A 12,034-nucleotide genomic window follows, 5' to 3' on the forward strand; every position below is an offset into this window, starting at 1 on the left:
TCGCTGCCTCAGCATATCAAACCGCGGGCCAAACGCCTAAGTCTTTGATCTGGGGCAAATGGGGCGGCGGTCAGCCCTGCGCCTTGCCGAAGAGCGCGAGCTGTTTGCTGCGCCCGCGCAAGACCTCCGCGGGCAGCGCCGTCCAGCCGTTGCGCGCGGGCTCTGCCCCGGCTGCCCGCAAAAGCGCCTCAGAGGCAATCAGCGCCATACCATGGACCTTGGTCAGCTGCTCAAGCCGCGCTGCGGTGTTCACCGTGTCGCCGAAGACGGAGTACTCCAGCCGCTCGGGAGTGCCCGTCACGCCTGAGAAGACCTCGCCCCAATGCACCCCGATCCCGGCGGCCAGCCCGGCGCCGCCCGCCTGTTCCCGCATCCGGCACCATGCGGTAACGTCCGCCAGCAGGCCTTCGGCACAATCCAGCGCCCGCGCCGCCGCATGCTCCCCCTCAAACAGGATCATTGCCGCGTCACCAATGTACTTGTCGATCAGCCCGCTGGTGCGGCCCGCGACATCTTCCACCCGGGCGCGGAATTCCGTGATCAAAGCGCTGACCTCCTTCGGCTCACGCCCCTCGCACCAGCTGGTAAAGCCGCGGATGTCGATGAAAAGAATTGCCATTGGCTGCTGGCGGCCCGCCTGAAGCGCTTCCAGACCGCCGCCCGCCAGGCGGCCCGCCAGCTGGGCCGGAAGGTAGCGGGTCAGGTTCGCCTTCTGCCGCGCTTCCTCAATCGAGCGGTGCAGCAGGTGCCGCATGCGCACCGCAGCCACCACCAGAACTGCACCTGCCAGACACAGCATCACCAGTCGCATGACGTTGGGCGGCGGCGCCAGGGACAGGGCGATCCGCCCGGCAAGATCCGGCGTGGTTTGCGGCGGCTGCCACAGGATCATCCAGCCAAGCCCCGCAGCAATCAGCACCAGCATCACGGCAAGCCGCAAAGGGTTGAACCGCAGCACGCCAAAGGCCAGCACAACCGGCGCCATCCACACGGCGGGCATCACAAAAAGCGCACCGCCGGGCACCCCGGTATTCACCAGCGACAGGAAGGTGTTGAGCAACAGAAAGGCGCAGTCTGCCAGGACCGCCAGCCAGATCATCCAAGGCTTGAACAGCCCTTTTCCGATCGCCCAATAGATCAGCCCCCCAACCGTCAGGTAGGAGAGCAGCGTGGCCGCCGCCAGCCCGATCTGGCGGCGCAGATGCGGCTCCTCAATTGCCCGCACAGAATCTATGGCCAGCATCATTGCCAGCATCAGGCCCAGCGCCACGGCAATGCGCAAAAGCGCAACAATGCGTTCGGCTTCCACCTCAGCTGCAGTCAGCAGCGCCGGCTCCTGTGGTCTTGCCGTTGCATGCGCCTGCAGCAGCCGCATCTACTCCTCCGTCAAAAGCGCCACCTGCCGCGGCTCGACTTCCACTTGGCCCGGATCTTCCAGCTCAGCCCCGTTTGCCACAACGCCCATCGCCTCAAACCGGCGGGCTGAGGGCAGCACCCGGGCTTCGAGCGAGCCCACCGCCTTGTTGTAGTTGTTCACAGAGGAAGACAGCGACCGCCCGACCGAGGCCAGGTTTTTCGAGAAGGTCGCCAGCCGGTCATAAAGCTCCTTGGCGGTCTTCTGCACTTCGACCGCGTTCTCTGCCATCTTCTCCTGCTGCCAGCCATAGGCAATGGATTTGACCAGAGCCATCAGAGTGGTTGGCGTGGCAATCAAAACTTTGTTTTCAAAAGCAAATTCTATCAGCCCCGGATCCGCTTCGGCCGCGGCTGACACAAAGGTTTCGCCAGGAATGAACATCACCACAAAGTCCGGCGTTTCCGCCAGAGCGCTTTGATAGGATTTCGAGGCAAGCTGCCGGACGTGTGTCTTCACATGGTTTGCGTGACGGGCCAGCGCCGCCTGCTGCTGCTCGGGCGTTTCTGCCTCCAGCGCATCCAGGTAGGCCTCCAGCGGGGTCTTGGCATCCACCACGATGCTCTTGCCACCCGGAATACGGACCACGGCGTCGGGCCTGCGCAGGCCGTCATCGGTGCCCACGCTTTTCTCCAGCTCGTAGTCGACATGTTCGGCCATGCCGGCCATCTCGAACACCTGCCGCAGCTGCATCTCGCCCCAGCGGCCGCGGGTCTTGGGCGCGCGCAAGGCCTGCACCAATTTGCGGGTCTCGCCGCCCAGCATGGCCTGGCCTTCGGCCAGATGTTTCACCTGCACCTGGATCGCGCCGTAAGCCTCGTTGCGGGCCTGCTCAATCTCCTTGATGCGCTCGCCGAACTGACCCAGCTTGTGGTCCAGCGGCTTCACCAGGCTTTCAATCGCAGCATGGCGCTTGGCCAGATCAGCATCCGCTGTCTTGCTGTGCGCCTGAAAGCGTTCGCTGACCAGGCTCAGGAAACTCTCGGAGTTCTGTTTCAAAACGCCGTTGGCCAGCGAGGCAAACTTGTGCTCCATCTGCTGGTTCATCTGATGCAGCTCTTCCAGCCGCGCCTTGTGCTCTGCCTTCAGCGCCTGCACCTGGGCCTCGGCCTGGTAGCGGGCGGCGCGCTCGTTCTCACTTGTGCGGCGCAGGGTGGCCAGTTCATCCGCCAGGTCCGGCAGCCGCGCCGCTTCCGCCTGCAAGCCCGCGTTGTGGGTGCGCAAATCGGCGTTGAGCTGCTCCATGCGCCTTGCGTGGCCGCGCAGCCGCAGCCCGGCCAAGGCCAAAAGCACCGCCAGCCCGGCCAGCGCGTAGATGGCCCATTGGGCCTCTTCCAGTGTCACTGCTCTTCTCCTCTTGACCGAGGTTTATTGTTCAGCTGCGCCCGAACAGGCGCTCGATATCCGCCAATTTCAGTTCCACATAGGTGGGGCGGCCATGGTTGCACTGGCCGGAATGGGGCGTCGCCTCCATCTCCCTGAGCAGCGCATCCATCTCCTCGCCCCGCATCCGGCGGCCGGAGCGGATTGAGCCGTGGCAGGCGACCCGGCTCAGGATTGCTTCGATCTTGGCCTGCACCAGCTGGCTTTCGCCTTGGTCCGACAGCTCATCCAGGATGTCCTTGATCATCGCCTCTGCGTTAACTTCGCCAAGGATCGCCGGGGTTTCACGCACCGCGATGGCATTGCCGCCGAACGCCTCGATGCCCAGGCCGAACTTGGCCAGTTCGTCTGCCATCCCAAGAAGGCAGGCGCAATCGTTGTCGCTCAGCTCGACAATCTCCGGGATCAGCAAAGCCTGGGCAGCGACGCCGTTATTGGCCATCTGGCGTTTCAGCTTCTCGTAAACCAGCCGCTCATGCGCGGCGTGCTGGTCGACAATCACCATGCCGTCTGTGGTCTGGGCGATGATGTAGTTCTCATGCACCTGGCCGCGGGCCGCACCCAGCGGCAGGGCTTCGGCCCCGGGCGCGGCACGCTCGGGCGTATCCGACGGCTGACCCGGGGCCGCTGGAGGTTCTGCGGCTTCCGTCACCCGGCCGCTGTAGGCGCCTGCCAGTTCGGCAAACCCCGGCGATGGCGGCGCATTAAAGGACGCCGGGTGCGGCTGGCCAGGGGATTGCGCCGCATAGGACTGGCTGCGCGCGCCATAGGAAGGCCGGTCCATCTGATAGACCCGCGGCGCACCGGTTGCCGTGGGCTGCTCCGCCCTCATCGCCCCCAGCGTGGCGCCTGCCACAGTGGTCGAGGCGCGGTGCCCGGCCTCCGCCAGCGCATGGCGCAGGGAAGAGACGATCAGCCCGCGGGCCAAGCCGGGATCGCGGAAGCGCACCTCGGATTTGGCGGGATGCACGTTCACGTCCACCAGCTGCGGGTCGCAGTCAATGAAAAGCGCCGCCGCCGGATGCCGGTCGCGGCTCAGGAAATCGAAATAGGCCGCACGCAAAGCACCGGTCAGCATCTTGTCCTTAACCGGCCGCGTGTTCACGAAAAGAAACTGCGCCACCGCTGCCCCGCGCGAGTATGTCGGCAGCGCCGCATAGCCATAAAGCCGGATGCCTTCGCGGCTGGCGTCGATCTTCAGCGCGTTCTCCGCAAACTCCCGCCCCAGTACCGAGGCCAGCCGCCCGTGCAGCGCGTCAAACAGATCTCCCGACAGCGGATCGGCACGGAATGTGACCCGCCCGTCGCCGCCGCCCGAGACATCCCGCAGGGTAAAGCCGACCGAGGGCTCCGCCATCGCCAGCCGTTTCACCGTGTCGGAGATCGCCTGCGCTTCTGCCCGGTCGGTGCGCATGAACTTGAGCCGTGCCGGCGTGGCAAAGAACAGGTCGCGCAGTTCGACAACGCTGCCTGCCCGCAGCGCTGCCGGCTTCACCGGCTCCAGCTTGCCGCCGGACACCCGGATCTGCGCCGCCTCATGCCCGGCCGCGCGGCTGGTGATGGTCAGCCGCCCCACCGCGCCAAGCGAGGGCAGCGCCTCGCCGCGGAAGCCGAAGGTGTGGATATTCAAAAGGTCAGAGCCGTCGATCTTGGAAGTTGCATGGCGGCTGAGCGCCAGCGGCAGATCCTCCGGCGTCATGCCGCAGCCGTCATCCGTCACCCGGATCAGCGTCTTGCCGCCATCGGCAATCTCCACGGTGATCCGCGTGGCGCCAGCATCGATGGCGTTTTCCACCAGTTCCTTGACGGCGGATGCGGGCCGTTCCACCACCTCGCCGGCGGCAATCCGGTTGATGGCGCTGTCATCCAGCTGGCGGATCACAGGCCGGGTTTCCGGGCGCGGATTTTCGCTGATATAGGGTTCTGCACTGCTCATACCGCTAAATTTAGCATGCGGGGCCGATTCTGCCACCGGAATGCGCGCGGCGGCGGCCGCAGAATCGCAAAACACGATTTCTGCGCCCCGCGGCCTGTCCACAATGGCATGAACTCGCCGGCGGCAGCCGCCCGGGCCTGAAATTTGTCCATTTAGTCAAAAAACCTGACGGCAGCCCCCGGGCGCTCGCTTGCCAATATGCCGCACCCGTGCGATTTTCGCACGGAACTCTTCTGAGGATCCCCAATGGAAAGCCATATCGCTGAAAGAAGCGCGCAGCTGCCGCAGCTGGCTGAGCCGCGCAATCCCGGCATGGAGCTGGACCTGGACTGGGTCGCTGCCGTGCAGGCCAACACCTCGGCCATCGAACGCCGCTGCGCCACCCTGCCGGGCCGCCGCAGTGTCAAGAAAGACCATCAGGCGGCCTGGCTGCTGAAAGCCATCAGCCTTATCGACCTCACCACCCTGTCCGGCGACGACACCGAAGGCCGTGTCCGCCGCCTGTGCGCCAAGGCGCGCCAGCCAGTGAATGCCGGCATTCTGCGCAGCCTGGGGATGGAGGGGCTCACCACCGGAGCGGTCTGTGTCTACCACGACATGGTCCCGACCGCCGTCAAGGCGCTGGAGGGCACCGGCATCCCGGTGGCCGCAGTTTCCACCGGTTTTCCGGCAGGACTCTCGCCGTTCCACCTGCGGCTGGCCGAGATCGGCGAAAGCGTCAGCGCCGGTGCCGAGGAGATCGACATCGTGATCTCCCGCCGCCATGTGCTGACCGGCAACTGGCAGGCGCTTTATGACGAAATGAAAGCCTTCCGCCTGGCCTGCGGCGAGGCGCATGTAAAGGCGATCCTGGCCACCGGCGAACTGGGCTCCCTGCGCAATGTGGCCCGGGCCTCGCTGGTGTGCATGATGGCGGGCGCCGATTTCATCAAGACGTCCACCGGCAAGGAAAGCGTCAACGCCACCCTGCCCGTCAGCCTGGTGATGATCCGCGCGATCCGCGACTATTACGACCGCACCGGCTATCGCGTCGGCTACAAGCCTGCCGGCGGCATCTCCAAGGCCAAGGACGCGCTGGTGTACCTGGCGCTGATGAAGGACGAGCTTGGCCACCGCTGGCTGCAGCCCGACCTGTTCCGCTTCGGCGCCTCGTCGCTCTTGGGCGATATCGAACGCCAGCTGGAGCATCATGTCACCGGGGCATACTCCGCCGGCTACCGCCACTCCATGGGGTGAGGGCGCCGGAATTCGGCACGAATTCCGGGCCGGTTTCCGTGCCGGAAACCGGTTCCGCGAAAAGGATCAGTATCATGACCATCAAAGAGATCTTCGACAGCATGGAATATGGCCCCGCCCCCGAAAGCGCCGAGGAGGCGCAGGCCTGGCTGGTTGATCAGGGCAGCCGCTTTGGCCATTTCATCAACGGTGAGTACACCGCCGCCGGTGACGGCTTTGACAGCAGGAACCCGGCCACCGGGGAAGTATTGGCCAGCTTGACCCAGGCCACCCAGGCCGACGTGGACGCTGCGGTTGAGGCCGCCCGCAAGGCGCAGGGCAAATGGGAAGCGCTTGGCGGCGCGGGCCGGGCCAAGTACCTCTATGCCATCGCGCGGCTGCTGCAAAAGCATTCCCGCCTGTTTGCTGTGCTGGAGACACTGGACAACGGCAAACCGATCCGCGAGAGCCGCGACATCGACATTCCCCTGGCCCAGCGCCACTTCTACTATCATGCTGGCATGGCCCAGCTGATGGAAAGCGAACTGCCGGGTGCCGAGGCCCTGGGCGTTTGCGGGCAGATCATTCCCTGGAATTTCCCGCTGCTGATGCTGGCCTGGAAGATCGCCCCAGCCATTGCGATGGGCAACACGGTGGTGCTGAAACCGGCGGAATACACCTCGCTGACCGCGCTGCTGTTTGCCGATATCTGCCGCCAGGCGGGTCTGCCCAAGGGTGTTGTCAATATCGTCACCGGCGATGGTGCCGTGGGGGAGATGATCACCGCGGCAGCCGTGGACAAGATCGCCTTCACCGGTTCCACATCGGTGGGCCGCAAGATCCGCGAGGCCACCGCAGGCAGCGGCAAGGCGCTGACGCTGGAACTGGGCGGCAAGTCCCCCTACATCGTTTATGACGACGCCGATCTCGATTCCGCCATCGAAGGGTTGGTCGATGCGATCTGGTTCAACCAAGGCCAGGTCTGCTGCGCCGGTTCACGCCTTTTGGTGCAGGAAGGCATCGCAGAACGCTTCTACAGCAAACTCAAGGCCCGCATGGACGGGCTGCGCGTCGGCAGCCCGCTCGACAAATGCGTCGACGTCGGCGCGGTTGTCGACCCGGTGCAGCTCGAGACCATCAGCAGCTTGGTCGCCGCCAACACTGCCGGCACCATGCACCAGGCACAGGTGGAGATGCCCGAAGGCGGCTGCTTCTACCCGCCGACGCTGATTGAGGGCCTGTCGCCAGCCGATCCTCTGATGCAAGAGGAGATCTTCGGCCCGGTCCTGGTCTCCTGCACCTTCCGCACCCCGGCGGAGGCGGTGGAGCTGGCCAACAACACCCGCTACGGCCTCGCGGCAACCGTCTGGACCGAGAATGTGAACCTGGCGCTCGACATGGCGCCGAAACTGGCCGCCGGTGTGGTCTGGGTCAACGGCACCAATATGTTCGACGCTGCCGCAGGCTTTGGCGGCGTGCGCGAAAGCGGTTTCGGGCGCGAGGGCGGCTGGGAAGGCCTGGCGGCCTACACCCGCCCGAAGGCCAAGGCCAAACCGCTGGCCAAGGTGGAGCCTTTTGAGGGCAACGGCGCCCCGGCGGATCCGCTGGACCGGACCGCAAAGCTCTATATTGGCGGCAAGCAGGCCCGCCCGGACGGCGGCTACAGCCAAGCCGTTTACGGCAAGTCCGGCGCGCTGCTGGGCCACGCGGGCCTTGCCAACCGCAAGGATGTGCGTAACGCAGTAGAGGCCGCTGCAGGTGCCCAAAGCTGGTCCAAGACCAGCGGGCATCTGCGCGCGCAGATCCTCTATTACATCGGTGAAAACCTGTCGGCCCGCGCCGCGGAATTTGCGGCCCGCATCGACGCGATGACCGGCAAGAAATCCGGTACGGAGGAGGTCGAAGCCGCGATCCAGCGCCTGTTCACCGCTGCCGCCTGGGCCGACAAGTATGACGGCCAAGTGCATGGCGTCCCGATCCGCGGCGTCGCACTGGCGATGAAGGAACCGGTTGGCGTGATCGGTGCCCTTTGTGCCGATGAAGCACCGCTTCTCGGCCTTGTCTCTGCCATGGCGCCCGCCATTGCCATGGGGAACCGGGTGGTGCTGGCAGCCTCCGAAGCCTTTCCGCTGGCCGCGACCGACTTCTACCAGGTTCTGGACACGTCGGATGTGCCTGCGGGCGTGGTCAACATCCTGACCGGCAGCCATGCAGAGCTGGCAAAAGCGCTTTCCTCGCATTTAAATGTGGATGCAGTTTGGAGCTTCTCCTCCTCCGATCTGTCGGCGGCAATCGAAGCGGCATCCGCGGGCAATCTGAAGCGCACCTGGGTCAACAACGGAACTGCAACTGACTGGATGCAGAACCAGACCAAGTGCTTCCTGCAAGAGGCCACGGAGGTCAAGAACATCTGGGTGCCCTACGGCGAGTAAAACCGGCCGGCCCCTGAAACGGACCAAACGCCGCTCCATTTGGGGCGGCGTTTCTCTTTCGGATCCGCCTTCGCCCTTCGAAGGCTCGACCGTCTTCAAGCGGCAACCGCCCGTGCGCAGCACGGGCTATGCCCAAGTTCAAAAGCTGACAGGCGCAGCCGGGGAGCCTGCGGGCGCGGGAGCCGCCCGTTGCCGAAGGATGCCGGTGCGACGGAAAACGCCCGCTCCTTTCGGAACGGGCGTCAAAAAATCCGGATAAGCGCGGATTAGCGGCGGATGCCCAGGCGCTTGATCAGGTCCTGGTAACGGGCCTCATCCTTGCCTTTGGTGTAGTCCAGCAGCTTGCGGCGCTGAGCAACCATTTTCAGGAGGCCACGGCGGCCGTGGTTGTCCTTCTTGTGGGTTTTGAAGTGCTCAGTCAGGGTGTTGATGCGCGAGGTCAGGATGGCAACCTGGACTTCCGGCGAGCCGGTGTCGCCGTCCTTGGTTGCGAATTCTTTCATCAGGCGCGCTTTTTCTTCCGCAGTGATCGACATCGGGGTCTCCTTCATAGGTTAGAGTGGATGGCTCAGGCCGGGATGTCGTCCAGCACAGGCCCATGGAGAAACCTGCCGCGGAATCACGGCAGATGCGCGCATATATGATGTTTACGCTGTAAAGGCAAAGGCTAACTGGCAGGCGCCGTATGCCAAGGCTATTGCGGCAGCAGCCCGGTGCCCGCCACCGATTCCGGGTCGATCAGCACCAAATCTCCGGCGGTGAGCCCCTCGGCCCCGGAAACCCGCAAGGCAGTCTGGCCATTCACCAGGATCAGCTGCTCCGCCGCATCATCCGGGTTCTGCCGCACCTCCAGCGTGGGCTCCTCCCCGTCTTCGAATTCCCAGACGACCACCAGCTGATCCTCGTCCGCGTCGTAGTCCATCAGCTGAACTGCCTCCGTGCTGCCGGTCCAGCTGCCAGCCATGAACTGATCCGCACCAGCGCCGCCGGTCAGCACATCGCCCGCACCGGCAATCAGCGTGTCATCCCCGTCTCCGCCGTTTACGTAATCCTGTTCCGCTCCGTCCTCTGCACCAGACACCACATCATTGCCGTAGCCGCCAAACAACGCGTCCTCCCCGGCGCCGCCGGTCAGGCTGTCGTCGCCGTCGTTGCCGTGCAGCGTATCCTCGTCCGCACCGCCTTCCATCCAATCCTGGCCCTGGCCGCCGTGCAGGAGATCCGCCCCGCTGCCCCCCAGCAGGCTGTCGTTTCCGAAATGCCCGTAAAGACTGTCACCGCCGGCGCCGCCCTCCAGCCAGTCGGCGCCGTCCTCGCCATGCAGCAAGTCCTGGCCGTCTCCGCCAAACAGGCTGTCGTCACCATTTTGGCCGTAAAGAGAGTCACTGCCGGTGCCGCCGTCAATCCAATCGCCGCCGCCGTATCCGCCGATCTGGTCATCCCCGGCACCGCCGGACAAGCTGTCCGCCGCCTCGCTGCCCGACAGAATATCACCGTTTTCCGTACCGGTGACGGATCCGCCACCCGGCTCGACAAAGCCGCCGTCGAGACCGTCTCCCTCCGGCTCCGGCTCGCGCCGCGCTTCCGAGTCATCTTCGTCCGCCCCGGTTTCTGCAAAAACCGCACTGCCAACCGCTACAAGTCCCAGCACACTTGCCAACCACAACATTGCCAGATCAACCCCTGGACAAACATATACCAGTCAACACAATCCCACATTGCAGACAAGCGTTCAAAACAAAACGAGAACACAGGTTAACAGAGGCTGAAGTTATCTTAGTCCTGCTGCCACAGCTGCGGCTTCTGGCTGTAGGCGATGTAAAGCGGATGCTTGGGGTGGCCTGCCTTGCTGAGCCCCAAGTGATACAACTGTTTGCCGCTGGATCTCAGCAGCGCTGCGACCCGCGCGCCCTGTCCGCGATGCGCGCCGTGGGTGCCCCAAGCGCAAACCACCGTATCGGCCCAGTCCATCCCTTCCAGAATCGCTGCCAAATTGTCTGGGCCTTCCGGAGCCTCCAGCCGCCGCATCTCACGCGGGTCGGTTACCCGGCAGGCAAATATATTGGTTGCTCTGAAACCGCTGAACCCCAGCGCACGGGCGCGCCGCTCGCAGCGCTCGATGGTGGGATCGTTCTGCACCTCGGTTGCGGTCGAGGGGTTCAGCATCACGAACATCACACGCCGCCGTGCCGGATCCCAAACCCGTGTCAGGCTGTAGCGGTAGGTTTCGCAGTCCGAATAGACGGCAGTCGAGAGGGCATCGCCCTTGATGTGTCTGCGGGTGATCATGCGGGCCTTAATATCCGGACGCAGTTTGTGATCCAAGCAGGTCCGGCGCAGCTTTCAGGGGATAACGCCATTGCGGGTCCACAGATGGTTGGGAGCAACCCCATAGCAAGTGACACCGAACTTTTCTTCGGGTTCGGTGGCTCCACTGGCGCCATTGGGCCGTATTGAAAGTGGCACCCGGACCGGAAGGCGAACATGATGCGGCAAAGCGGTCCCCCGGATCAATTACCGGACCAGCTTCTATTTCACGGCCACGACCCACCTGGAACTGCGCCAGTTTCTCCAGCGACCTAAGCAGTGGAGGGATTTCTTTCGAGGACAGTTTTCCGCACGGCCCCAGTTATGGCTAACCCGGATCACTCCGGCTCCACAAACACCCGGCTGGGGTGCAGCTCACCCGATTTATAGATACCCACGGCCACCGCCTTGCCGTCCAGCGAGGCCCAGGCTTCGTCGCCGTACTCCACATCCGCGGCCATAACCATGCCCGGGTTGCCATTGCGCAGCCGCACGGCTCCCTGCGGGGTGCATTTCAGCTCCGGCAGATCGGCCAGGCCTTCCTCCAGGGGCCGCAGGTACTGGTCGAGTTCCGGCGATTTCGCCAGTTCGTCGATCCGCTCCAGCGAGATGCCGTCTTCGGCATCAAACGGGCCGGACCAAATCCGACGCAGTTCCTTGACGTGGCCATAACAGCCCAGAGCCGCCCCCAAGTCGCGGGCGATCGAGCGCACATAGCCGCCCTTGCCACAGGTCATTTCCAGCACCACGTGGTCCGCGTCGGGGCGGTCCAGCATGATCAGTTCTTCCACCCACAGCGGCCGGGCCTCGATTTGCACATCTTCGCCATCGCGGGCGAGCTTATAGGCGCGCTGGCCGTCAATTTTCACGGCGGAGAACTTGGGCGGCACCTGCATGATCTCGCCCAGGAACGGCAGCAGCGCCTCCTTGATCTGCTCGTCGGTGGGGCGGGCATCGCTTTGCGCGATCACTTCGCCCTCGGCGTCATCGGTGTTGGTCGCCTGGCCCAGCCGCACCGTGAAGGTATAGGCCTTCAGCGCGTCGGTGATATAGGGGACGGTCTTGGTCGCCTCGCCCAGCGCCACGGCCAGAACACCGGTTGCTTCGGGGTCCAGGGTGCCCGCATGGCCGGCCTTCTTGGCATCCAGCGCCCAGCGCACCTTGTTCACAACCGCTGTCGAGGTCAGCCCCGCAGGCTTATCCACCACCAGCCAGCCGGAAATATCGCGCCCTTTGCGTTTGCGTGCCATGCATCGTCCCCGTCTATCAGTGAGGCGCGCCGGTTACCGGATCGCCGGGACAGTGTCAATTTAGCAAATGGCGGGGCACAAGGGAAAGCCTCACGGG

9 protein-coding genes are annotated in these 12,034 nt (G+C 64.4%); 2 read left to right on the forward strand and 7 right to left on the reverse strand.

All coding sequences use genetic code 11. The annotated features are described in order from the left end of the window. Positions 1-70: 70 nt before the first annotated feature. From R2C4_RS17080 to mutL, 3 genes are read right to left on the reverse strand one after another with little or no spacing between them, the layout of a single operon-like run. Positions 71-1,375: an adenylate/guanylate cyclase domain-containing protein gene (locus R2C4_RS17080; RefSeq protein WP_141891534.1), complete on the reverse strand. Its 1,305-nt coding sequence runs from the start codon at positions 1,373-1,375 to the stop codon at positions 71-73. Next, positions 1,376-2,758, reverse strand: coding sequence for a DNA recombination protein RmuC (locus R2C4_RS17085; protein ID WP_141891535.1), 1,383 nt, complete (start codon positions 2,756-2,758; stop codon positions 1,376-1,378). 31 nt (positions 2,759-2,789) lie between these two features. Then, positions 2,790-4,733, reverse strand: coding sequence for a DNA mismatch repair endonuclease MutL (gene mutL / locus R2C4_RS17090; protein ID WP_141891536.1), 1,944 nt, complete (start codon positions 4,731-4,733; stop codon positions 2,790-2,792). A 246-nt stretch (positions 4,734-4,979) separates the two neighbouring features. Here mutL and deoC point away from each other — a divergent pair, with 246 nt between their 5' ends. Continuing rightward, positions 4,980-5,969: a deoxyribose-phosphate aldolase gene (gene deoC / locus R2C4_RS17095; RefSeq protein WP_141891537.1), complete on the forward strand. Its 990-nt coding sequence runs from the start codon at positions 4,980-4,982 to the stop codon at positions 5,967-5,969. Between the two features lie 74 nt (positions 5,970-6,043). Continuing rightward, complete coding sequence (locus tag R2C4_RS17100; RefSeq protein ID WP_141891538.1) at positions 6,044-8,380, forward strand: aldehyde dehydrogenase family protein; 2,337 nt, start codon at positions 6,044-6,046, stop codon at positions 8,378-8,380. A gap of 266 nt (positions 8,381-8,646) precedes the next feature. On the opposite strand, the gene rpsO is transcribed toward R2C4_RS17100, so the two are convergent. The 4 genes from rpsO to truB form a co-directional block, all read right to left on the reverse strand. Continuing rightward, the gene (rpsO, locus tag R2C4_RS17105) at positions 8,647-8,916 is read right to left on the reverse strand and encodes a 30S ribosomal protein S15 (protein ID WP_008555454.1); all 270 of its coding nucleotides are present in this window, start codon (positions 8,914-8,916) and stop codon (positions 8,647-8,649) included. A gap of 158 nt (positions 8,917-9,074) precedes the next feature. Then, a complete protein-coding gene (locus R2C4_RS17110; protein WP_244940744.1) occupies positions 9,075-10,031 on the reverse strand; it encodes a calcium-binding protein in 957 nt (318 codons plus the stop codon). A gap of 125 nt (positions 10,032-10,156) precedes the next feature. Then, complete coding sequence (locus R2C4_RS17115) at positions 10,157-10,669, reverse strand: DUF1643 domain-containing protein (protein ID WP_141891540.1); 513 nt, start codon at positions 10,667-10,669, stop codon at positions 10,157-10,159. A gap of 356 nt (positions 10,670-11,025) precedes the next feature. Further along, complete coding sequence (gene truB, locus R2C4_RS17120) at positions 11,026-11,937, reverse strand: tRNA pseudouridine(55) synthase TruB (protein WP_141891541.1); 912 nt, start codon at positions 11,935-11,937, stop codon at positions 11,026-11,028. Between the last annotated feature and the right edge of the window lie 97 nt (positions 11,938-12,034).

Origin of the sequence: Leisingera aquaemixtae (assembly GCF_006740765.1) — a bacterium.
Classification (GTDB): Bacteria; Pseudomonadota; Alphaproteobacteria; order Rhodobacterales; family Rhodobacteraceae; genus Leisingera; species Leisingera aquaemixtae.

Bases quoted from the DNA above. Each gene is read 5' to 3' on its own strand.
- mutL (WP_141891536.1), bottom strand. From the start codon at position 4,733: ATGAGCAGTGCAGAACCCTATATCAGCGAAAATCCGCGCCCGGAAACC.
- R2C4_RS17115 (WP_141891540.1), bottom strand. From the start codon at position 10,669: ATGATCACCCGCAGACACATCAAGGGCGATGCCCTCTCGACTGCCGTC.
- R2C4_RS17080 (WP_141891534.1), bottom strand. From the start codon at position 1,375: ATGCGGCTGCTGCAGGCGCATGCAACGGCAAGACCACAGGAGCCGGCG.
- deoC (WP_141891537.1), top strand. From the start codon at position 4,980: ATGGAAAGCCATATCGCTGAAAGAAGCGCGCAGCTGCCGCAGCTGGCT.
- R2C4_RS17100 (WP_141891538.1), top strand. From the start codon at position 6,044: ATGACCATCAAAGAGATCTTCGACAGCATGGAATATGGCCCCGCCCCC.
- rpsO (WP_008555454.1), bottom strand. From the start codon at position 8,916: ATGTCGATCACTGCGGAAGAAAAAGCGCGCCTGATGAAAGAATTCGCA.
- truB (WP_141891541.1), bottom strand. From the start codon at position 11,937: ATGGCACGCAAACGCAAAGGGCGCGATATTTCCGGCTGGCTGGTGGTG.